Origin of the sequence: Pseudomonas sp. XWY-1, assembly GCF_002953115.1 — a bacterium.
GTDB lineage: Bacteria > Pseudomonadota > Gammaproteobacteria > Pseudomonadales > Pseudomonadaceae > Aquipseudomonas > Aquipseudomonas alloputida.
This window is the reverse complement of record NZ_CP026332.1, coordinates 5,711,964-5,732,707: the sequence shown is the minus strand read 5'-3', so window position 1 is coordinate 5,732,707 and position 20,744 is coordinate 5,711,964. Positions and strand designations below refer to the sequence as shown.

At 40.4% G+C, this 20,744-nt stretch carries 21 protein-coding genes and 2 pseudogenes; 13 read left to right on the top strand and 10 right to left on the bottom strand.

Annotated features, from left to right (window positions below):
• Positions 1-79 precede the first annotated feature (79 nt).
• Together PRJ_RS26790 and PRJ_RS26785 are read left to right on the top strand one after the other, a co-directional pair.
• Positions 80-1,072, top strand: coding sequence for a response regulator (locus PRJ_RS26790; protein ID WP_104962804.1), 993 nt, complete (start codon positions 80-82; stop codon positions 1,070-1,072).
• A complete protein-coding gene (locus tag PRJ_RS26785; protein ID WP_010955756.1) occupies positions 1,069-1,437 on the top strand; it encodes a response regulator transcription factor in 369 nt (122 codons plus the stop codon). The genes PRJ_RS26790 and PRJ_RS26785 overlap by 4 nt, the downstream gene beginning before the upstream one ends.
• Positions 1,438-1,506: 69 nt before the next feature.
• On the opposite strand, the pseudogene PRJ_RS26780 reads toward PRJ_RS26785, so the two are convergent.
• A pseudogene (locus tag PRJ_RS26780) lies at positions 1,507-2,049 on the bottom strand (ATP-binding protein); the annotation flags it as partial.
• 397 nt (positions 2,050-2,446) lie between these two features.
• Between PRJ_RS26780 and PRJ_RS29915 the strand changes: the two are divergent.
• The 6 genes from PRJ_RS29915 (at position 2,447) to PRJ_RS29900 (ending at position 6,327) form a co-directional block, all read left to right on the top strand.
• Positions 2,447-2,665, top strand: coding sequence for a hypothetical protein (locus PRJ_RS29915; RefSeq protein WP_158682582.1), 219 nt, complete (start codon positions 2,447-2,449; stop codon positions 2,663-2,665).
• On the top strand, positions 2,662-2,970 hold the full coding sequence (locus tag PRJ_RS26775; RefSeq protein ID WP_158682581.1) for a hypothetical protein: 309 nt from the start codon (positions 2,662-2,664) through the stop codon (positions 2,968-2,970). Before PRJ_RS29915 ends, PRJ_RS26775 begins: the two co-directional genes overlap by 4 nt.
• A gap of 765 nt (positions 2,971-3,735) precedes the next feature.
• Positions 3,736-5,205: a replication endonuclease gene (locus PRJ_RS26770; RefSeq protein ID WP_158682580.1), complete on the top strand. Its 1,470-nt coding sequence runs from the start codon at positions 3,736-3,738 to the stop codon at positions 5,203-5,205.
• Positions 5,206-5,276: 71 nt separating this feature from the next.
• Complete coding sequence (locus tag PRJ_RS29910; protein ID WP_158682579.1) at positions 5,277-5,495, top strand: hypothetical protein; 219 nt, start codon at positions 5,277-5,279, stop codon at positions 5,493-5,495.
• Positions 5,496-5,606: 111 nt separating this feature from the next.
• Positions 5,607-5,816: a hypothetical protein gene (locus PRJ_RS29905; protein WP_158682578.1), complete on the top strand. Its 210-nt coding sequence runs from the start codon at positions 5,607-5,609 to the stop codon at positions 5,814-5,816.
• A 10-nt stretch (positions 5,817-5,826) separates the two neighbouring features.
• On the top strand, positions 5,827-6,327 hold the full coding sequence (locus tag PRJ_RS29900; RefSeq protein ID WP_158682577.1) for a hypothetical protein: 501 nt from the start codon (positions 5,827-5,829) through the stop codon (positions 6,325-6,327).
• Positions 6,328-6,349: 22 nt separating this feature from the next.
• Here the strand turns inward: PRJ_RS29900 and PRJ_RS26765 are convergent, their stop codons facing one another.
• From PRJ_RS26765 to PRJ_RS26750, 4 genes and pseudogenes are all read right to left on the bottom strand, one after another.
• Positions 6,350-8,338: a relaxase/mobilization nuclease domain-containing protein gene (locus PRJ_RS26765; RefSeq protein ID WP_104962800.1), complete on the bottom strand. Its 1,989-nt coding sequence runs from the start codon at positions 8,336-8,338 to the stop codon at positions 6,350-6,352.
• Between the two features lies 1 nt (position 8,339).
• Positions 8,340-8,753 (bottom strand): plasmid mobilization relaxosome protein MobC, encoded by a 414-nt coding sequence (mobC, locus tag PRJ_RS26760; protein ID WP_104962799.1) that lies wholly within the window; start codon positions 8,751-8,753, stop codon positions 8,340-8,342.
• A 289-nt stretch (positions 8,754-9,042) separates the two neighbouring features.
• A complete protein-coding gene (locus tag PRJ_RS26755) occupies positions 9,043-10,797 on the bottom strand; it encodes a recombinase family protein (protein ID WP_104962798.1) in 1,755 nt (584 codons plus the stop codon).
• A 44-nt stretch (positions 10,798-10,841) separates the two neighbouring features.
• Positions 10,842-11,162: pseudogene (locus PRJ_RS26750) on the bottom strand (ATP-binding protein); the annotation flags it as partial.
• A 65-nt stretch (positions 11,163-11,227) separates the two neighbouring features.
• On the opposite strand from PRJ_RS26750, the gene PRJ_RS26745 reads away from it, so the two are divergent.
• From PRJ_RS26745 to PRJ_RS26730, 4 genes are all read left to right on the top strand, one after another.
• A complete protein-coding gene (locus PRJ_RS26745; protein ID WP_104962797.1) occupies positions 11,228-13,006 on the top strand; it encodes a recombinase family protein in 1,779 nt (592 codons plus the stop codon).
• 354 nt (positions 13,007-13,360) lie between these two features.
• Entirely contained in the window at positions 13,361-13,657 is a 297-nt protein-coding gene (locus PRJ_RS26740) for a hypothetical protein (protein WP_104962796.1), read from the top strand.
• Positions 13,658-13,706: 49 nt separating this feature from the next.
• The gene (gene mobC / locus PRJ_RS26735; RefSeq protein WP_104962795.1) at positions 13,707-14,075 is read left to right on the top strand and encodes a plasmid mobilization relaxosome protein MobC; all 369 of its coding nucleotides are present in this window, start codon (positions 13,707-13,709) and stop codon (positions 14,073-14,075) included.
• Positions 14,072-15,592, top strand: a complete 1,521-nt coding sequence (locus PRJ_RS26730; RefSeq protein ID WP_256597891.1) for a relaxase/mobilization nuclease domain-containing protein — start codon at positions 14,072-14,074, stop codon at positions 15,590-15,592. Before mobC (PRJ_RS26735) ends, PRJ_RS26730 begins: the two co-directional genes overlap by 4 nt.
• A 25-nt stretch (positions 15,593-15,617) precedes the next feature.
• Here PRJ_RS26730 and PRJ_RS29895 read toward each other — a convergent pair whose 3' ends face one another.
• From PRJ_RS29895 to PRJ_RS26710, 5 genes are all read right to left on the bottom strand, one after another.
• Positions 15,618-16,100: a hypothetical protein gene (locus tag PRJ_RS29895; RefSeq protein ID WP_158682576.1), complete on the bottom strand. Its 483-nt coding sequence runs from the start codon at positions 16,098-16,100 to the stop codon at positions 15,618-15,620.
• Positions 16,101-16,312: 212 nt separating this feature from the next.
• Positions 16,313-16,942, bottom strand: a complete 630-nt coding sequence (locus tag PRJ_RS26725) for a hypothetical protein (RefSeq protein ID WP_104962794.1) — start codon at positions 16,940-16,942, stop codon at positions 16,313-16,315.
• Positions 16,943-16,951: 9 nt separating this feature from the next.
• Positions 16,952-17,617, bottom strand: a complete 666-nt coding sequence (locus tag PRJ_RS26720) for a hypothetical protein (protein WP_104962793.1) — start codon at positions 17,615-17,617, stop codon at positions 16,952-16,954.
• A gap of 47 nt (positions 17,618-17,664) precedes the next feature.
• Entirely contained in the window at positions 17,665-18,039 is a 375-nt protein-coding gene (locus PRJ_RS26715; protein ID WP_104962792.1) for a hypothetical protein, read from the bottom strand.
• Positions 18,040-18,057: 18 nt separating this feature from the next.
• Positions 18,058-19,011 (bottom strand): RepB family plasmid replication initiator protein, encoded by a 954-nt coding sequence (locus PRJ_RS26710; protein WP_158682575.1) that lies wholly within the window; start codon positions 19,009-19,011, stop codon positions 18,058-18,060.
• Between the two features lie 714 nt (positions 19,012-19,725).
• On the opposite strand from PRJ_RS26710, the gene PRJ_RS26705 reads away from it, so the two are divergent.
• Positions 19,726-20,472, top strand: coding sequence for a hypothetical protein (locus PRJ_RS26705; RefSeq protein WP_104962790.1), 747 nt, complete (start codon positions 19,726-19,728; stop codon positions 20,470-20,472).
• The last annotated feature ends 272 nt before the right edge of the window (positions 20,473-20,744 follow it).

Sequence of the window (20,744 nt, the reverse complement as noted above, 5' to 3'; positions counted from 1 at the left end):
TCGGGATAATTGTCTGAACGCCAACGCTGGCCTAGGCTGCCCAGGGCAGCGAAAACGCCCGTGCCCGCGCGAGGAAGCCATGATCCGAATAGGCAATGCCCAGGTGTCGCTGGAGCGGCGCGAAGTCTTTGTCGATGGCAAGCCGATCCTGTTGGGTGGGCGTGCTTTCGACGTGCTGGCCACGCTGATCAGGGCCAAGGGCCGCGTGGTCGGCAAGGACGAGTTGTTCAGCCAGGTGTGGTCCGGCACGGTGGTCGAGGACAATAACTTGCAGGTTCAGGTGTCCTTGCTGCGCAAGGCCTTTGGCGACCGTGGCCTGATCCAGACCGTGCCGCGCCGGGGCTATCGCCTGGCCGCGCAGATCAGCCTCGAGGAGCCTGGTGAGGCATTGGGCAGGTCGTTGCTGCGCAGCCTGGTCGAGACTGTCGAGCCGCTCGATGAGCGCGTGAATGTGCCGGTGTTGGTGGTGGATGACGACTCGTCGGTGCGCACCGCGTTGGGCCGGCTGTTGCGCTCGCAGGACATCCCGCACCACTTGTTTGCCAGTGCCGAGGCGCTGTTCGAGGCCCGCCTGGAAACCCCCTGTGCCTGCCTGCTGCTGGACATGCACTTGCCTGGCACAAGTGGCCTGGAGGTACAGGATGCACTGTGCCGGCTGGCGCTGCCCTGGCCGATCGTGTTCATGACTGGTTTCGGCACCATCCCGATGACCGTCCAGGCCATGCGCGCCGGGGCGGTGGAGTTTCTGACCAAGCCGTTCGATGAAGACCAGTTGCTGACCCTGTTGCAGACAGTGCGCGCCCGGGCCGTGGCCGAAGGCCGCAAGTGGCTGCAGGCGCGGCAGGTCGAGGAAAAGTACCAGCGCCTGACTCAGCGTGAGCGCCAGGTCTTCTCGCTGGTGGTAGGCGGCTTGTCGCACAAGCAGATCGCCAGGCAGATCGGCACCAGCGAGGTGACGACCAAGGTGCACAAGAAGAACATCATGAACAAGATGCAGTCCCGCTCGCTGCTGGAGCTTGCGGCCATGCACAACCTCCTCGGAGCGCGGTCTGCGAGCCTGGGCGGCGCATGAGCAGAGGGGTGTGCATCGTCGACGACGATGCCTCGGTGCGCAAAAGCCTGGCCAACCTGCTGCGCTCGGCGGGGTTCGAGACCTTGTCGTTTTCCGCCGGGCACGCATTCCTGGCTTCGCCACTGGCGGGCGAGGCGGGTTGTGTGTTGCTGGACCTGAAGATGCCGGGAATGAGCGGGCTGGAGGTACAGCGTGAGCTGGCACAGCGGGGGTGGCGCTTGCCGGTGATCTGCATGTCGGCACATTGGGACGATGGCTCGGTACGGGCAGCGATGGGCCTTGGGGCACTGGCCTGCCTGGGCAAGCCGTTTTCTGAAGAGGTGCTGCTGAAGGTGGTTGAAGAGGCTTTGGCTGGCGGTCAGTGAGGTATGGCTGTGCCGGCCTCTTCGCGGGTGAACCCGCTCCTAACAGGGGGGCATCACAACCCTGGCAATCTAACTGCTCCCCGGTCGGTACTGCAGGGCCTCGGCCAGGTGCGCCCGGCCAATCGTCTCGCATCCCTCCAGGTCCGCCAGTGTCCGCGCCACCTTCAACAACCGGTGCGCCGCCCGTAGCGACAAGGTCAGCCGCTCGCAGGCCCCTTCCAGCCAGACCTGATCCGCCGCTACCAACCCACAGTGGTGCCTTAAACCTTCAAGGTCGAGAAATGCATTCGCACACCCTTGTCGCCTGTGCTGCAGCTCCCGCGCTTCAGCCACCCTGACGGCGACATCGGCACTGGTTTCACCGCAAGGCTGGTTGTTCAATGTAGTGCTCTCGCGAGCCACGGTCAGGTGCAGGTCGATGCGGTCCAGCAGTGGCCCGGACAGCTTGTTGCGATAGCGCGCGATCTGCTCGGTGCTGCAGCGGCAGCGGCCAGTGGGGTCGCCCAGGTAGCCGCAAGGGCAGGGGTTCATCGCCGCCACCAGCTGGAAGCGCGCGGGGAAACGCACTTTGTCGCGGGCACGGGCAATCACGATTTCACCTGACTCCAATGGTAGGGGTAAATATCACACATTACGCTTGTAAGCACTTTCAAGTCCATAAACACGTAGCTACCCCATCAGCAGCTATGCTGGAGCAAGGCAAAATGCTATCTTTTCTCATCAAAAAGGAGATCTGCTTTGCGGAAATGGATTTATGAGAAATCGTTAGTCATATGCCTAGGGGCGTTAGCACTCTATATTTTAATATGGTGTACTGTCTCATATATTGGCGTTCAAGTGACTTATGTTTTAGGGCCAATCATTCTAGTCTCCGGGCTTACGGCATATTTTAGTTCGCCTTCTGAACAAAAAAACAATCTGGAGTGAATATAAATGCATTGAAGCTGAGCCAGCGATTGTCGGGTGCCAAAGACTTTTGTATTGTGCTGATTTATTAAGGATTATACTTATGAAAACGCTTCGTTTTTTAACGCTTGGTTCGCTTGTTGTAATTGTTATAAATGTTGTTCTGGCAGTTAATGCGTCCATGAATGGGACATATGATGCAAGTCAAGTGAAACGCATGGTTCCATTTATTTTTATTTTCATGTTTGCTGCGGTCGCATGGCTTTTGGCATTCGCATATAAAAAACTATCGAAAAAATCGGCTGTATCCGACAAAGTATGAGCTTTGAAAGTATATTTACTGAAGCTGGTGTAATGGTCATGTATGCCGTTGGCGGTTTCATATTATCCATTACACCTATTCCGTTTCTACCGATGCTATTTTTTCAAGGCCTAATGAAGTACAAAGATGATGGTCTTGGTTACTTGATTCTTTTTATTGTCTTCAACGGTTTGTTCGCGTTGTTACCAATGGTTTTCATAGCGTTGGCGTATGAGCGTTCCAGCACTGGCGGCGTAATTTTTGCGTTTGCCATGTATTGGAGTGTCATCTACGGTCTATGTTTCGATAGAAATAAAGATAGTTAATTCATCTGGGTCGTTTTTTATGGTTGAACTTGTTCAATTATAAAAAATGAGCAGATATAAATTTTTGTATAAAACACCAGATTAAGGGTCAACCCTAAATAACCATTATTGTTCGACCTTAAAAATATTTTCGTTTTGCTATTGACAAGAATTTTCATTGAATTTAAGCCATAAAACGAATGTCTCGAAAATTGAAATATCAAAAAAATGAGATAAAAACATATAAAAAATAGTATGCACTTTTTTGGTGCATTCACGGAAATAGGTCAAAAACAGCCGATTATTTTTCTTGTGAACTATAGTAAAGGAAAAATATTACCCCCTCTAAAAACGGCCTTTTTGTGAGTTGCCATTTTTTCACCTATCTCAAAAACATCAAAAAATAGCTCAAAAGTTTTGGACAAAAAACGCCTTTATGCTTCATGCTCTTTTAAAGGCGAAGCCACCAGATGCTTTTGATTTTAATGCTTTTATATATTTCTTTGTAATTCCCCTTGGATAACTCTTAAATAAGTGTCGCAACCTGATTTCAAGGGAAAACTTACCTGTTTTGCTTTTTTGAAAAATACACCATAGAAATTAAGTATATACTTTAATTGACAAAGAATTATTGTATGGTAATTGTATAGGTATGAAACCATATTTTACTCCATGCTATTTATTCCATACTCAATAAGAAACGAAAAATCACATATCGACCTATTTTTTAAGGAGTGTGAAAATCAATATTTTTATGAACAAGCCATTGAAAAGAAGATGCGTTCAATGGATTCACTTGAGAATAAGAAAAAGAATTCTTTAAAAAGGAAGGGCAGCCGAATAGCTAAAGAAATTGCTCACTTAAAAAGAAATCTCAACTGGGTCGCTCGCTCATCAGAATACAAATGCTGGAAAATACAAAACAAATATACACTTAATGCAGATGCTGACGAAGTAGTTAACAATATTAGTTTTGTGTTTGAAACAATCCAAGATGTAGTTGCGACAAAAAATAGAAACTCAAAATTTGATGAGGATTTTAAAGGTAGCGTCTTCTCATTCGTTGACCCCTCATGGAATATAGGATACGGCATAAAAATCAAGGATATTAAGGGTTCAAATATAAAAGACAAGACACTTAACATTATTGATAAGAGAAGGCTTAAACTCCAAATAAAAAGAATACAAAAGCAAAGAAGCGAGATGCATAAGCTTGAAATTGGCTTGATTGGCTCCGGCAGCAATTATGAGATTTGTAGTGATGAAGTAGTAAAAAATAGAGCAATGGATGAAGCCAAGCAAATTGAATATATAATGAAAAACTTCATTGTTTATGAAAATAATAAGAAAGTCCCACTATCAAAGGTTGCAAGCACTGAAAATCAAAGGTTTGCAGAGCTTTTTGTTCAAGTAACATCATTGGACTTGTACGCTCAAAAACGTAACTATAAGCCGTTGTTTATTACTTTTACCGCACCTGCGAGATTTCACCCTAAGCCATCAAAAGGTGTAAGTTCTTGGGATGGCTCTACTCCAAAAGAAAGCAATGATTATCTTAAAGGCTTATGGAATGCTTTTAGGAAGGATATTCATAGACATCAAGTTGAGCTATCTGGCTTTTGGGCTGTCGAGCCTCATAAGGACCAATGCTTTCACAAGCATGCCTTAATGTATGTAAAAAAAGAGCATTATGAGAGTTTAGTGAGTTTGATTAACAAGCACTTTAAGCACTCTGAAAATGCAGTGAGAATTGAAGAAATAGATACCAAAAAAAGCAAAGCAACATCTTATGTGATGAAATACTTAACCAAGTCATTTGACATGGATTTTAAGCTTAAAGATGGTGTATTAAACATTGATGCTCTCAACATCTCAAATCATAAGAGAGTTAGAGCCGTGCAAGCATTGTGGTCTGTTCGCAGATATGCAATGTTTGGAGTTAAAAATACGCTATCTTTGTGGAGAGAATTAAAGCGAAAGTCCTTCCTTAAAGGAAGAAATGAGAATATTGATAAGGCGTTTTCATTCGTTGAAAACAACGATTTTGTTGGATTTTCAATGTTCGTCAACGGAAAGTTGAAGATCAAGAGAATGTTTACCCAAATAGAAATTATGAAAAATAACTTGTTCGGAAGTATTTATGGGCGAAGCCTTGTAGGTAAGTATATATATGATGTTGAAACAGATGAGGTTATTGACATAAAAAGCAGGTGCAAGATAGTCAATGCGGAAGCATTGGGGTTAAGTGCAGTGTAAATAAATATATACTTATCTATTGAATTATAATTATACCATGTTATATTGTTAAAATAACAAGGGGATAAATTATGCAATTGATAAGAGTAGCAAGCGGAAAGAAAAAAGTTCTAAAATTTATAAAGAGACTTGGTTATGTGGATATGTATGAAACAATCAACAACTTACCAAGTGGGAGCGAATGCGACTTGTTCTTTGATACGGAAGATGAACGATTTAAAGCGATAGTAGACCAAAGTAAACTTAAATATGAAGATTTAGATGAGTGTTTGAAAACGCAGTTTCATTAAGGCCAGCAATAGCTGGTTTTTTTACGGCTGCTAAAAATAAAGTATATACCTTTGTTGACATATCGAAAATACATGGTCTAATAATTGTATATACAATAATAATGGTGATTAATGAAAAGGAATGTAAAGGTTTATCTATTAAAAGCAGAGCAAGAACTGATTAATGAAGTATTAGAAATTACAAAGAAAAATGACTTCTCATTAGCAAGTTTTTTAAACGCTTGCATTGAGCAATATGTGAGAAATTATAAAGCGAATGGTTTTGAAGCAAAGCTTTGTCTTGATGTTGAAATAAAAAAATACAAGAGAACAAATAAGTAATGAGGAAAGCATGAATGAGATTAAATATTTAGTAGCAGCAATAGCGATGACAACAGCATTTAACGCGAATGCTGAATTTATGGTTAAAATGCCGCTTGAAATATCCAATGGCGGTGGTTTAGAAAATGGGTCATTAAAATTTGTCGGAGAAAATACTAATGCTGGTAGTGGCTCTGGTAATGATGATAATGATGGTGAAGTGACTACACCAATTGAAAGCATGGAGCTTGATGCTCAATGTGATGCTTTTGCGAGCGAAGCAAATATCTTTTTACAGTCACAATACTCTGATGTTCACATGTTAGGTTATGAGTATAAAACTATTGTTTTACCTCCTTTTGGAGCAAAACAAAGTTGCGTGCTGACGTTAAATGTACCTGCGAACAAAGGTGCTACCTGTACAGGAAACTCAACATATACAGGTCAATTAGGTAATAATTTGAGTGTATTGGGAGCTAAATATACAGTTCCAAGAACATACGGCTATTCTTACTATGGTAGTTGTGAATAATAAAAAGCCCTGATGGGCTTCTTTATTTCCTATCGTATTGAATATCTGGCTTGAAAGCGGATTTATATTTCATTGACTTTTTGAATTCATTATTGATTTCATGGGCGAGCGATGAATCTCTATGTTCAATCTCATCAAATACCTCGTATAGGTCTTGTCTTAAATGATACTGCTTTCGCTCATTGGCTGGTTTCTGATTAACATAGTCCTTGTGTGTGCTATCCCAATATCTATGCCCATCAATGTCATTGCTACTATTCCCAATAAAGCAACGTCTATCAAGACTATTGATAATATCCTCTATTTCATCACATAACTCATCAAGCTCATAAGTAGAATAGTCGCCTTCAACTTTTTGAGTTGCTGGTTCTGGCTGTAAATCTTCATAATTTTCATGCGTTGGTAGATTATTATCTTCTGGATTTATCACTTTTAATGGTTCGTTGCTGAATTCATCTTGGAGTGAATCAATCAAGTCGTCATGTGATTCATGCGGTTTTTCGCTTTCAAACTCATGGTCATTATTTGAATAGATTGGTTCAGCATAATCCATCTCAAATTCATGGTCGTTGTTTTGCCAAACGTCCTCTTGTTCAACCTGCTTTTGCTTGATAGGTTCGTGAGGATCTTCTTTTTCTGGCTTCGCAGGAGCCGATTCAAGCGGTGTTGGTGCTGGTGGTGTGAAATCCATAGGAGCAACTGCTTTAGGTGGCTCTACGGCCACGGTAGGAGCTTCTGGTTTAGGTTCTGGCTTCTTGTTCATGGAAGCATATTGTTCTTGGGTTTTCTTCACTAATTCCAAATCTGCTGGGGTTGGTGTGTAACCTTCCAGCTTGATACCTTTGGCTTCCAAACCCATTAGTTGAGCCTCAATCCAAGCATTACGTCTGAACTCTTTTGCACCAAATACAGTTAGGGTTGATGGTGCTTTTGTGTCAGCTACAAGACGTTGCAAGCCAGCTTTTGCTGATTTTCTTGATATGTCATTAAAGAGAACCTTTGCAGGGTCTTTATGATATTCAAAAGCTTTCTTGTCTTTTGCTGAATTATAGAAATACTCAACCTTGTCATTAAAAGGCGTGCAGGTGAAATGCTTGGCAAGTGTTGATTGCGGGTGAATTCTTTTCATGAATTCTGGCTTGTCATCATTTGAAGATATGCCGCATTGCTCATATTCTTTTTTCCCATGTCTCAAAGCAAGAGTCTTTTCAAATTCTAAATCTTCTCCAAGTTTTGCTTTCAATGTTTTGTAGGAAAGGTTTAGCTCTGATGCTTTGAATGTCTGGTCATCATGTTGAATTGAAAAGGCTGATTTCCCATTATGAATGATATTAAAGCCATTCTGTGATATTTGATTTATGAAATCTGATGGGCTTTTTGCGTTATCAAGAAAAGACTTTAAAACGTCTTTCATTTGTTTCTTATTAGAAGTAATTCCACGAACATCAAGCATTCTTTCATTTGTGGAAGGAAGCTTTTCAAGGTCGTTTTTCTTCGGAGATGTAGCTTTTCGATTTTGTGGTTTAATCAATTTGTGTTTATCTTCTAACTTATCGCATTCAATTTCTATGATGCGATAGTCATCTTTTTGCTTGTAGGTTTTTCCATTATTATCTCGAACAGACCAGATGATGTGGACGTGCATTTCATCTGTATCATTATGAACGGCCATTAAATATTTGCGATTGCTGAGATTATGAGTTTTCTCATAAAGTTCTTTTGCAATCTGTAATGCTTTCTGTGGGTTCATATCATCATTCGTGTGAAAGCTCACAACGTCGTGATAAGTTCTTACTTGTTGGGTTGAGCCTATTGTTCTATTTTTGTTGTGATAGTTCACATCATCATCAATTTCTTTAGATAACCTTTCTGCCAAATCACCTTTTATGGTTTTCGGGTTGTGAATGAAGCTGGCTTCATAAAGACAGCAGCCTTTATCTTTAAGAATGTAGTTGGCTGTTTTCTTAATTCCTTTTTTGGTTTTCTGACTGCTGGCTTTTTTTCTTATCATGTTACTCCTTGTCGTTGTTTTTCTTTTCTATCTTCACATATCTCTTTTGGTCACGAAGGTATCCATTTAACATGTTGAATATTTTGTCTATTGACTCAATCGATTTCCAGAGGCTATCTGGAACATCCTCACTGGAATTGAGATGTTTGGCTATTTGATTAAGATTGTTGTACGGCTCTGCTATTTTCTTCTCAAAATTCTCGTAAGTCTCTTTTAGGGATTTACTATTGATTTCGATAATCAAGCCGAAACCATCTGCAATAATCTTCTCAATCAACTGGTCGTAATTTAGTCCGGTCTTTAGTTTTAATTCTTCGAAAGCTTTCTTGGTTTCTGGTGTGGTTCTAATTGTAACGGTTGATTGCTTACTTCTGTTTACTGGTTTGTTTTGTTTAGGTGGAAATAATTCACTCATGTTAACCTCATAAATTGTTATCTTAATTGTGGCAGTCTTACTGCTTTTTCATTTTCTAAACGAAGTGCAGAAAATCGAGCAACAATGGAAATCCACGAAGTGGAAATCCATTGTTATTGCTCGCATGTTGTTAGACTTCCATATTAATAAGTTAACATATATTTTAATGCTTTCAAGTATTTCAAGATTGCCACAATATGGATAACTGAAAATATGAAAGCAAGAATGAATAGTAAGCATAAGAAAGCCACCTAAAAAGGTGGCTTGGGAATCTGGAAATAAATAGTTGTCAGTTGAAGTATTCGTTTAGATTTTTGATGCCAAATTCACTCAATGGATTATGAAGGGTGAACTGCTTGGCAATTTTATCAATCATGATTCCCTGATAGTGAATCTTGCAATATAGTGTTCTGGTTTCTTTTTCAAAATTGAATTTGAACACAATATCATTTGTGATGAAGAACTGATTTATTTTTAATCTGCCTTCTTCTGTATTGTAAAGCTCAATAATGTCGTTTTCGGAATATATGTTGATTGATGTCTTGCGGGTGTTTATTTCTGCTTGAAGCTTTGAAAGCTCACCTTCAATATCATTGATTTTTAATTCTGTGCTGCTGACTACTGCTAAAAATTCTTGCGGGATAACACCATTTGTAAAACCTGCAAATGACTTCAATAGATTATCTTTGTAGCTTTTCTGTTCAAGCAATACATTTCGAAGTTCAACAAGCTTCTTGTTATCTGATGCTTGACGTTTTTTATTCGATAACAAGCTGATTAGCAACTCACGGAAGCTTTCGATCTTTTCTTCGATCTCAACATCATGTTGAGTTGCGAATGAATAGCGAACTCCATTTTTAATGTAGTGTTCGCGGTCTTGTTTCTCTTCTTCAAGTTCCAAGATTTGCCAAGGGTGAACGTCAAAATCTTCTTTTGTCGTTGCCTGATAGACCAATTCTAAAAATAGACCATACGCTAAATCAAAACGAAATCGTGGCTGGTTGCAATTCGTCTTTAACTCTTTTCTGGTGAAGCAATGGAAATATCCATAGCAAACACCTTTTGGGTTCGTTTGTTTTTCAAACAGCATTGAAGCATTGCAGCAATCACATTTTATAGAATGTCGAAAGATGTTCAAACTGCCGACCGTTTGATTACCATAATGTTTTCTATGTGCTCGTAATTTCATCGCTTCAAGAGCTTCATTGAATAGCTCGTATGAAACAATTTGCGGGTAGTAACCTTCAATAAAACGCTCGAAAACCTTGTTTTTATTTTCGTCCCTGCGTTGAGCCATATAAGAGCCAAGAACATATTTTGTTTGAAAGAGCAGGTGGATGTTCTTGTTGGTCCATTTTCTTTTAGCGTAAGCATTAATTTTGCGAATGGTCAAAGATACGCCAACATATTTCAGGCTTTCGAAAATATCTCTAATTTCTTGAGCTTCTTCTTCAACAATATCAAAGCGGTTTTCTTCTTTGTTGTATGAAATGCCATATGGTGGGTTGTGACCATTAAATATAGCTTTTTCATCATCTGCTAATTTTTTTGCTCTATTCCATGCAGATTTTCGACGAACTGATTTTGTTTTGCTTTCTTCATGAGCACGTTTTGCAATGACGCTCAATAGAATATCTTGTTGAAGATCATCAATTCGATTCGTCTCGTTAGGTTTTTCATATCGCTGACCATCAATGGTAGTGATAAGAATGACACCTTTTTCAAGAATGCTATTCACAAGCTCTTTCGCTTGTAGCAACCTCTGACGACTTAAACGGTCGATGCTCTCAACAAAAATGTAATCACCCGGTTTGATATGAACGTCATTTATCATATCAATTAGGTCTTTGAGTTTTCCTTTCTTTTTGTTGCTTCCATCATGAGCCGATACGCCCGTATCTGAAAAGATATTTTCTGGCAGTAGCTCAACGTCATGATGCTTCGTAATGGCCTGAATCGACGCCATCTGACGATCTACCGAGTCCTTACCGGCTTCACCTTGGGCCTTGGATGAATAACGTATGTATGCGTATGCGGTGGGCATTTCGGGCGTCCTGCGATGGGTCTAAAAGTGTGAGAATACTATATCCCTGTCTCCAGTGGCTCGCGAAGCACTTCCAGTACGCGCCGCTCAAACTCCGGAAGTTCGTCGAGAAACAACACGCCGTGATGGGCGAGCGTGATTTCACCTGGTTGCGGTCGGCTACCGCCACCGACCAGCGCCGGGCCGGACGCAGAGTGATGGGGGTGGCGAAAGGGTCGCTGTGGCCAGCTGTTCAGCGGCGCTTTCCCGCTGACCGACTGGATTGCCGCCACTTCCAGCGCTTCGTGCTCGTCCAGCGGTGGCAGCAGCCCGGGAAGGCGGCTGGCGAGCAAGGTCTTGCCGGTGCCGGGCGGCCCGGTGAATAGGAATTGAGACACCATTAGACCCCAATGCGAAAAATACGGCAGAATGCCATCAAAGGGGGGACGATATGCCTAAGATCTGGCCGTATATCCGGTTTAGTAGTGAAGAACAGAAGAAGGGTGACAGCCTGCGTCGTCAGCAAGATCTGATCGACAAATTTGCCGCTCGGCCCGAGATCGTGGCCGAGGGTGCCACCATCGACACCAGCCTAGACCTCAATGATCTTGGCGTTTCGGGGTACACAGGTAAAAACCTACTCCAAGGTCGCTTCAAGACGTTTCTTGATGCTGTGGACAGCGGCATCGTCAAACCGGGTGATTACCTTGCAGTAGAGGCCCTAAACCGTGTCACGCGACTGAACCCTCGGGCGAGCCTACCGATCCTCCTAGGGTTGCTCGAAAAGGGCGTAAAAATCGCGATAACTGATAGCTCGCTGATCTACACCAACACGGGTGACATTACGCAGCTCTACATCGCTATTGGTGAGTTGCAACGTGGTTATAGTGAAAGCCAGGAAAAAGGTCGTCGCGTTCGTGAGGCATGGGATGACAAGAAAAAGCGGGCATTTGCCACTGGTGAGATCGCTACGTCACGCCTCCCTTTATGGTTGCGAGCGGTCAAAACCACAGAGAGAGGTATGGTGATCAGAACCGTCGAAAAGATTCCAGAGCGTGTGGCGGTCGTAAAGGAGATCTATCGACTGTCCGACACAAACGTTGGAGCTATCGCCACAGCCCGCATTCTGACTGAAAAAGGTATACCCACGTTTACCCGTGAAAATGGTCGTAAAAATCCTAACTATGGTGATTTTTGGCAACCGTCATACGTAAAGAAGATCCTTGATAATCGGGCAGTGATGGGACATTACCAACCGATGACCTGGGAGAAATTGCCCGATAATCGCCGTCGTCGAATCAATCACGGCCCTGAAATCGAAAATTACTTTCCCGAAGTCATTGAACCTGAATTGTTCCGTCGCGTTCAAGAGAAACGCAAAGGTCGTGCAATTGAAGGTCAAGGAAATAAGGGGAAGAAATTTAGCAACTTGTTCACAAAAATAGCTCATTGCTCAAAATGCGGTGCGACCGCTTCGCATGTGAACAAAGGTTCTAATCCAAGGAAGGGCGGGCGTTATCTTGTTTGCTATCGTGCTCGACATGGTGAGTGCTCATATAACGCATGGCGTTATGATGAAGTCGAAACGGCGATTCTCAAATTTCTTGCGGAAGCTGACATTAAAAGCATCATTCAAGATGACAGCCGTGCAGACGACCTAATCAACAAAAAATATGAAGTTGATGCTCAAATCAGCGATATTCAAGAAATGCTTGATGCCTTCAAAGCTGATTTTAAGAGATTGAAAGGTCGAGTTACTGATGTTGAGCGAGAGCTTGCTATAGAGAATGAGCAATTGATTGAAGTATTGAAATCAAAAGCCGAAAAATTGGAGCAAGAGATATTTAATGCTTTCGAACAGCAAAAAGCAGATATTGAGAAAGATATTCAAGTGCTCCGAAATCTTTCTCATACAGAAGACGAAACCACCGTTTTTGAGATTCGTTCGAAAATTAATGAGCGACTAAAGCTTATTGTCAAAGATATTGTTATCGACTTCCAAGAAAAAATTGTCGAGATACAGTTTAGAAATGGAAATGTCCGTTATTTGAGTGAAAAGGCATCGATCACTTATTCCGAGCCAACACAGAAAGACCTTGAAGATCGTGAAATGATGGACGAGGTGTGGGCATCGATGAGTGAAAATGAACGGCAGCAGATTATTGATCACAGTATACCGGTTGAAATCGCTAACGATCCCCACCTACTGGTCAAATTTTTCGAATCCTAAAAGTCTAGTCATCAAACGTTTAAGAGGCCGTCATTTATGTGATGGCCTTTTTATTTGTCTGACATTTTGTCTGACGCTTTCCATATTGGTCTGACACTTATTTTGTCTGACATAGTTGTCTGACACTTGAAAGCATTAAAATATATGATACAACTTTCTATATGAGGACTTTCTTTTTTAGGCAAGGAATAGAAATGTCAGACCAACTTTACTAACGTAAATTGTTCTGGCGTAGAAAAACCTACGGTCTTTTCCACTCCATTTCTTCCTTGATTTTCTGCACTGACGTTTGAAAATGAAAGAGCACAATCAAAAGCGAGGCTTCATGAATAATAAATAATTACGGAGAATGTTATGGATATAAACGAATTGAGTATGAGCAAAATTACTGACGCAATAGACTTTATTGAGTTTTTAGTAGAAGAGCATGATATAGATGTTGATGAGGACATTGCCGCCAGCATCTTAACATCAAATGATGATGCGGAAAAAATAAAGCTCCTTCTGCATGTGCAGCGATTGCTTGTCGTCTCGGATTTAAAAATCAAAACTAAGTTTGCACTTACTGCTGGACTGACTTTATTTATGAGCATGGTAGTTTATGGTGATATCGATGAAGTGAGCGACCAACCAATAAACAAGTTTCACTAATGGCAACGGGCGAAAGCCCCTGCTTACCATATAACTACACAGGAGTAACATGAAGAACAGAAACGCTCGTATCACAATAAGAGCCAGTGCAGAACATATTGCAAAGCTCAATCAACTTTCAGCAGATTTGCAAATCAGTAAAACAGCCCTTCTCAAAAAGATTATTGACGATGGTTTTGGTCAAACAGTCGAAATCATAAACCCTGAACTTCTTGCAGCCTTTGTCAAAATAGACAAAATGCTCGACAGCATCGGTAATAACATCAACCAGATGGCGAGGAAAGTGAACTCTGGCAGTGAGTTCACAGAGCAAGATAGAAAAACGCTTGAAGCGGTATCATCTCGCTTTGAAACCTTATCTGACCTGATTGCTAACAAGACACGAAAAACAGTAATCAAAAAGAGAGGTTCGAGATGATAAGGAAAAAGCTCAGCAATCTGCCAGATATAGCGTCTGCTGGTCGTACTATGAATTATGCTTTGAAAAAAGCTGCCCTTGTTGGCGGTAGTGAAGCAAAGTTCGAAAATACTAGCATCGAAGACTACAACAAGTTGGGCATGAAAAAATTCAACCAGATAAACAACAAGTATGAAAACAAGAAAGGTCGCAAACAAGAAGTCACAGCAATTCACGAAATGATTAGCTTTGATACAACCGACAATATCACACCTGAGCAAGCCCTTGAATATGCTATGTCTGTATGGCGTGAAACCATAGACATTGATAATCGTAAATATCGATATGCTGTACACACAGACACGGATGAAATGCACGTCCATCTAATATGGAACAAAAGAAATAATAAAGGCGAAATCTACAACAAAAAAGATGATTACCGCCTGTTTGAAAAGTGCTGCTATGAAATAGAGTTGAAGCACGGTTTGAAGGTCGTTGAAAATCGTAAATTCTTAAAGCCTGAAATGCCGACCAACCCACAGTCATCGAACGAGTATCGCCATGAGAAAAAGGGCTTCAAATCGGAAAAATCCAAGTTCAAGGATGACGTATTGCAAGCTACTGACGCTGCATTGACTGCCAGCGAGTTCTTGCAGCTTCTCGATCTGGGCGGCTACTCAATCCTTGTAAACTCCGCTCTGGCCTATTCCCTTGAAAAAGACGGTCAGATCTTCAAGGCTTCTGATGTAGGTGCGTCCTACAAGTCATTAAAACAGCGTTTTGGCGATGATTTAGACTTTCCTGATACCCTTGCACGCCTGGGCAAGAAGACCGCCCCTATACGTCAAATGGGAAGCCTTGCAGGCCCACAGTTCGCTCCCATCGACGACGAAGTGACGAAAGAAGAGAAAGTCAAGAAATCTAAAAAGACTCTTTACACTCGTTTTGATAGTGACGATGGGAAATTCTTCTTTTTCAAAGACAGTACGCGTAAAGCATTCACCTACGAAAGAGGTTCAGTGACTTTCAATAGCATGAGTCCTACTGCTATCAAGGCTGGCTTGCAGAAAATGGTCGAAGAATGTGAGAAAGATAATCACAAAGAAATTTTCGTTACGAGCGATAGCAAAGACTTTAAACGTGAGACTTGGATTCAGTTTCAGATGATGGGCTTGGCCCAAAAAGGTTATGAATTGAAAGGTTTTGAACCTAACCAGTTTGACATGATAGAGCTTCGAAAAAGAAGGTCTGAACTTGAAGGTAAATTTTCTACTGGTAATTCTTCTATTGCAAGTGTGTCTACGGTCAAAAACCCATTTGATAAGCTCAATGAATCGGTAAATCGCAAAGAAAATAAAAATGATACGGTAGATGAAACGCTAAATCTAATGTGTGCATCAAGCCATTGGAATCTGCTAAACGTAAAAATGGCTGAAATTGAATCAACAAAAAGTCTTGCTGAAACTAACAAGCGAGATTTTGATGGAAAAAAAGACGCAGAGGCAAGGCAAAAGAAAAACAAATTAAGACCGCAATAAAAAACGCCTATCAAGGCGTTTATTTTCAAAACATTCTGTCGTATACATATTGCGACCATATCTTGTTTACACCATCATTATAACTCGTAGCATCTGATATTAGCGTATCGTTAATTTTATTTGTAGTTTCTACCTTGTAGTATCTAGTGACGCTGACGACGTAATTTTCAAATTTAGCTGCATCTATTTTTTGTGCAAATGTAGTTAGATTTTTTTTATCGCCAAATTTTTCAACAGACTTTATTAAAATCAAGCATTTATCACCTTCTGCATATTTAATATCTAAAAGCAACGCAGTATTAACAGCAAAGTCGTCAATTTTTTCTCTTATGTCGCTGCAACTTAATTTAGAGTCGTCAGGAGTTGTTGGTTTTTCTTCACTACCACTGTCAACCTGATTATTCACAAACACAATATTTGCTTCCGGGTAGATTTTGACAGAGTAAGCAGCATTAGCTGACACTGCGAATATAGCTGACAAAGCGATTATCATTTTTGAGATTTTCATTTTTCACCTTCCTTTGTTATTGTTGATTTGATAAAAACTTTGTCATATACGAGATATGCAAAAAGCGTGAGCATCACGCAAGTTGACAGTAAATTAGGGAAAATAAATGCAAGTGCAGCAATCAAGCTGCTAAATGCAAAGATAAAAACATGATGATTCATAAGAGATAAAAAAGTTACTTAATATTATTATTAGCATAATAATATTAAAAATCAATAGCACTTGAAGCGAACCCTATGTTCTTCTGTAAATTTTATACCTTCTTTTGCAAACATATCCTGATGTTTTTTGCACTCCCATTTGTATTCAGGGTTTGATTTATCAAGCTCTAATCTCTTTTGTGCATGCTCATCATCAGCAGCTTGAAATCTTTTGTTTCGTTCATTTCGCATGCTGTCAGTGAAGTCGTTCGTATATACAACATCTTCATACTCCCTTGATATGTTCAGTTTTTTTAGATTCCACCTGCAATCTTCACGCTGATAATGTTCGAGCTGTCCAAGCCCAGCAATTGCGTTGATGTTTTCGCATCCACCTTGCACAGTAGGAATCACGATTTGGCAGTGAGCACCGACAATATCGACATTTGAACCTATGATAGTGGCAGAATTTTCATACCCCGTGATGGCTTCGACTTCTTCTTTGAACTCTTTATAATTCTCTGACCTACAGAGACAGCTTTGATAATTCTTGTCGATGTAGTCTTTCATTTGTTCGTAAGTGCCAGCCTTACGAGTCACGTTCTCACTCTGTTGACGAACGTCTTTGCATTCACCAGCAAGAGCAAAATCAAAAGCACCTGATGATAAAAGAGCGATTAAAGCCAATCCTGATATTTTCATTTTTTCTCCTTAAAAGTTAATTCCAATCTTGTGTAGCGTGTCGATAAACATCGTCGCAGTGTGCGGAATATCAACAATTAACGCAGAAGCTGTCATTGTGATTATTGGCTTTGCGTAGCCATTTTGGGCTGATCCATTGGCTACTTGTACGAGGCCATAGGCTCCGGTTAAAAAGTAGATAAATCCGATGACTTGGAAAATCCCGATAATGACTTCAATGTTTTCCATGAACACTTGAGCAGTCGAGTCACTTGATAATCTGGTAATACGCTCTTTGAGCGGCCCTGTAAGGCCTGAAATTTCGTCTTTAAAGCAGCTTGATGATACAGATTGATTCTCATCAATCATCGTGCAGAAATCGACCTTGAAATACGTATTAGTGATGACGCTCAATGAAGGTGAAACGTTCATCATGATTACGCCAACAAGTATATATATTGCTGGAGCACCCCACCCAAATTTTGAGCCTTGGTTGCCCACCTGAATCATTTTGTAACCGCCTGCGATAGTCACAGCCAGTCCAATCATGAAACCAACGATGATAATCAATTTATTAAATGCTGCGATAAGCTCAACACGATTAGACGTTGCGTCTTCAACGGAAGCCCCAAAAGCGAACGCTGGGACTAAAAGCAAGGCCACTGTTATCAGTTTGGCAAGGTTCTTAACATTCATTTTTTCCTTGTGTGGTTATTTGGCAAGCAAGGGCAGTTGCCCATTGCTCATTGGTCGAGCTTGTTATCTATCTTTTTAATTTTCTTCTTCAATTGAGCTTGAATATCATCAAACGTAGCAGTCAAATCTTTAATTGCTTTTGTCGGGTCGAACTCGCTCAAATACTCTCTTGATAGTGGGTCAAAAATAAGCCCTTCTTTGTCTATTTTGGTTGACACCAGTTCTTCATCGCATTGAGCAACTAATGCGATTATGAGTAAGGATTTCAGAGCACTGATGTTGTTTTCATCAAGTGCTTTTGAAGCGGCAGCTTTGAGTTTTTGAGCCAGACCCTGATTTTTTAGTTTGAGTAAAATTTCTGATATTTTCTGCATCATGTCTTGTGCAGTCATCAAGCTTATTGGTTGTTTCTTCTTCGTCATTCTATTTTTCTCCTATATTTAGATTGAACTATCGTCAAAGTATTCGTCTTCAACGAATGTTGCTTGTGTAGGCTCTTCTTCAAAGACAGGTTCTACATCAAACTTTTTAGCATCATCAAACGCTGTAATATCTTTCTTCTTCTTATTGCCCTTCTTAATTCTGTAAAGCGATACATACGAATAACTGACATTAAATGCAGTTGTCTTGGCGTTGTACTTGTCACTTTCTTTTGCTTCTGAAAAACCTTCGATGAGTTCCATGCCTTTCAGCTCTCTGTTTGCTTCACGAATCTTATAGATAAATTTTTTATCGTCCATTTTTAAATGACTTAACTGAAAACGTTCTTTCAGAAAATCGACGGAAAATTTATTTACTTTGTTCATTCTGTTACAGATGTAAAGCAGATAAAGAATTCTCTGATACTCTCCTTTAAGCTCTTTGAGCACTTCAATGTTGATGTCATAAAGCTCTTTTAGGTCGTTGAAAAACTCAATGAATAACGCTGAAATTTCAACGCTACACTTATTCTTTCCCAGTTTTCCGTTTATGAAGCTAAAGACTACGTTTTTCCATTCGCCATCTTCTTTTAACTCATACGCAATATTGAGTTTGCTGAGATTCTTCATCGACAAGCAAAATATCTTAAAGTAAGTAGGACGTTGATTAGCATCAATTCCTAATTCATCCATCATTTCAGAGGTTGAAAAATCGAATCGATTACTACCGCATTTAACTGCCTTGCGAAGTAAGAATAAAAATAATTCGAGGTCACTAAAGACAGTGAGCTTGGCGATATTTATCTCTACATTGCGTATTGACTTGCTATAGCTCTTTATCTGTATTTCTTTTAATACTGATTCTGTTTTTGTAGTATTGAATATAGGAAGACTTAAAAAGGCTTTTGGTACAGAGGTATAATGCGGCAGCGTGTGTGTTTTTCTTTCTTTTGCTATTATTTTTATATCCTTCATGGTTCTAATTTCTCTTGTTATAGTAATATCCTCTCATATAAATTTGATATTTCAAGAGCAAATAAGGAAAATATTTATAATTCGAAAGAACCATCAAGGCTCATTTAATCTATAGCACGTTAATATTGCCATTATTTAAAGGGAAAAACCGACCAACTTATAAAGAGCGTGAACCATCCCCCCCCTATTTTTATAAAGAGCGTGAACCATCTGCTCTTAAAAAACCTTGGATTCAAGCCAAGAATCTACCGCCCCTTAATGACAAAAGGTATTTATTACATAAATATATATATATAAAAGATACTTACAGCGAAAAGCCATTCTGGTTTAAGTTTTATTTATCCGCCCCATATGTGGTGGAATTATTAAAATAGCCATTTGACATGCTCAAAAAACCACATATCTCATCGTATGGTTTGAATTACACCAAGTATCTTTCAAATGAAAATATTTCGGCTCGTAAAAAAATTCTTACAAAAACAGTGTTTTGTTTTTTGAAAATTTTTATTGAATTTTTGAGTTTTGCTTTTTTTCGACACTCATATTATGGCTTGTTCATGCCATAAATTCTTGTCAATAGTCGAGCGAAAATATATTTAAGGTTACACCTTAATCAATAAATAAGGTTGACCGTTGATAATATATTTCCGCCCCACCTGTTGACTATATTTATTTATATGGTGTAATGATATTAACAAACAAATAAGGAGCAACATGCTTTTATTTTACATAGATAAACACAGCAAATTAAAAGTGGTAGAAGATTTAAAAAAACACATTGACGAAATATATAGCGAGAATTCTTTTTATGCTTACGCATACGAGAAGTCTTATATTTACTCAAGCGATAAGAAAAACAGACACTTGCTCGTAACAAGCGACTTAAATATGTTTGAGCGAAACAAAGCTTTTTATGAAAAATTTGATAAGGATACAAGGCCGCACTTCGTAAAGTTTATCGACCTTCGCGAATATGAAACGTTCTCTTACGCAAACGTAAAGGTAACTAAAACAAAGAAATTTAAAGCCGTGAAGCCGTTGTCACTAATGACAAAGCTTTCAAGACTTGTTGCTTCACGAGCAGCACCTGTTAATCATGTGAGATTTGACGATTCGATATTTGAAGCTTTCGAAGAGTTTTATAATAATGTTGATTTCTTTAAGTTTTCAGAGCAGTGTGATGAATATCGCTTTAAATTGTCAATGGTCGGTCACAGCGGCAGAGTAACAAAGCTCTTAAACTTAAATGTAGGTGAGCTATCAGTTGTTTATTGCCCTAATTTCTTACATGTTGAACAAGATGACGAAAGCAAAGAAAGACACCCACAGCGAGCTACTTTGCGTCTTCCTGTATATGAGTTGAATAGTAAAAAATACGTTGCTGAATTCAATGACAAAAACAAGAACTATAAGCAGCTTGTTGACGATTTAAGGCTTTTGAAAGAAATGGAAGAAATATGAAAAACAGGAAAATGTAGAAAAGGCTTATTTAAGCCTTTTTTGTTGTTTTTTGTGAAAAGTCCCAAAAGTAATTTTGTTATTTACAAGCGAAAATTTAGCCGGTCAATGTAAAAAATCCGTCTTAACGAAACTCGGTTTTTCTTTCCGCCCCATTTGTTGCCTGTTCTGCTTCTAACATGCGAAGCATACCCCCAGATTGGCGAGCCACTGCACGCCCGCTTTTCCGGTTTACAAGCCATTTTCCGGCGGTTGTCCGTACCGATGCAGAGCCT

Bases quoted from the DNA above. Each gene is read 5' to 3' on its own strand.
- PRJ_RS26770 (WP_158682580.1), top strand. From the start codon at position 3,736: ATGGATTCACTTGAGAATAAGAAAAAGAATTCTTTAAAAAGGAAGGGC.
- PRJ_RS26755 (WP_104962798.1), bottom strand. From the start codon at position 10,797: ATGCCCACCGCATACGCATACATACGTTATTCATCCAAGGCCCAAGGT.
- PRJ_RS29895 (WP_158682576.1), bottom strand. From the start codon at position 16,100: ATGAAAATCTCAAAAATGATAATCGCTTTGTCAGCTATATTCGCAGTG.
- PRJ_RS26790 (WP_104962804.1), top strand. From the start codon at position 80: ATGATCCGAATAGGCAATGCCCAGGTGTCGCTGGAGCGGCGCGAAGTC.
- PRJ_RS26745 (WP_104962797.1), top strand. From the start codon at position 11,228: ATGCCTAAGATCTGGCCGTATATCCGGTTTAGTAGTGAAGAACAGAAG.
- PRJ_RS26705 (WP_104962790.1), top strand. From the start codon at position 19,726: ATGCTTTTATTTTACATAGATAAACACAGCAAATTAAAAGTGGTAGAA.
- PRJ_RS26725 (WP_104962794.1), bottom strand. From the start codon at position 16,942: ATGAAAATATCAGGATTGGCTTTAATCGCTCTTTTATCATCAGGTGCT.
- PRJ_RS26765 (WP_104962800.1), bottom strand. From the start codon at position 8,338: ATGATAAGAAAAAAAGCCAGCAGTCAGAAAACCAAAAAAGGAATTAAG.
- PRJ_RS26715 (WP_104962792.1), bottom strand. From the start codon at position 18,039: ATGACGAAGAAGAAACAACCAATAAGCTTGATGACTGCACAAGACATG.
- PRJ_RS26710 (WP_158682575.1), bottom strand. From the start codon at position 19,011: ATGAAGGATATAAAAATAATAGCAAAAGAAAGAAAAACACACACGCTG.
- PRJ_RS26785 (WP_010955756.1), top strand. From the start codon at position 1,069: ATGAGCAGAGGGGTGTGCATCGTCGACGACGATGCCTCGGTGCGCAAA.
- PRJ_RS29915 (WP_158682582.1), top strand. From the start codon at position 2,447: ATGAAAACGCTTCGTTTTTTAACGCTTGGTTCGCTTGTTGTAATTGTT.
- PRJ_RS26740 (WP_104962796.1), top strand. From the start codon at position 13,361: ATGGATATAAACGAATTGAGTATGAGCAAAATTACTGACGCAATAGAC.
- PRJ_RS26775 (WP_158682581.1), top strand. From the start codon at position 2,662: ATGAGCTTTGAAAGTATATTTACTGAAGCTGGTGTAATGGTCATGTAT.
- PRJ_RS26730 (WP_256597891.1), top strand. From the start codon at position 14,072: ATGATAAGGAAAAAGCTCAGCAATCTGCCAGATATAGCGTCTGCTGGT.
- PRJ_RS29910 (WP_158682579.1), top strand. From the start codon at position 5,277: ATGCAATTGATAAGAGTAGCAAGCGGAAAGAAAAAAGTTCTAAAATTT.
- mobC (WP_104962795.1), top strand. From the start codon at position 13,707: ATGAAGAACAGAAACGCTCGTATCACAATAAGAGCCAGTGCAGAACAT.
- PRJ_RS29905 (WP_158682578.1), top strand. From the start codon at position 5,607: ATGAAAAGGAATGTAAAGGTTTATCTATTAAAAGCAGAGCAAGAACTG.
- PRJ_RS26720 (WP_104962793.1), bottom strand. From the start codon at position 17,617: ATGAATGTTAAGAACCTTGCCAAACTGATAACAGTGGCCTTGCTTTTA.
- PRJ_RS29900 (WP_158682577.1), top strand. From the start codon at position 5,827: ATGAATGAGATTAAATATTTAGTAGCAGCAATAGCGATGACAACAGCA.
- mobC (WP_104962799.1), bottom strand. From the start codon at position 8,753: ATGAGTGAATTATTTCCACCTAAACAAAACAAACCAGTAAACAGAAGT.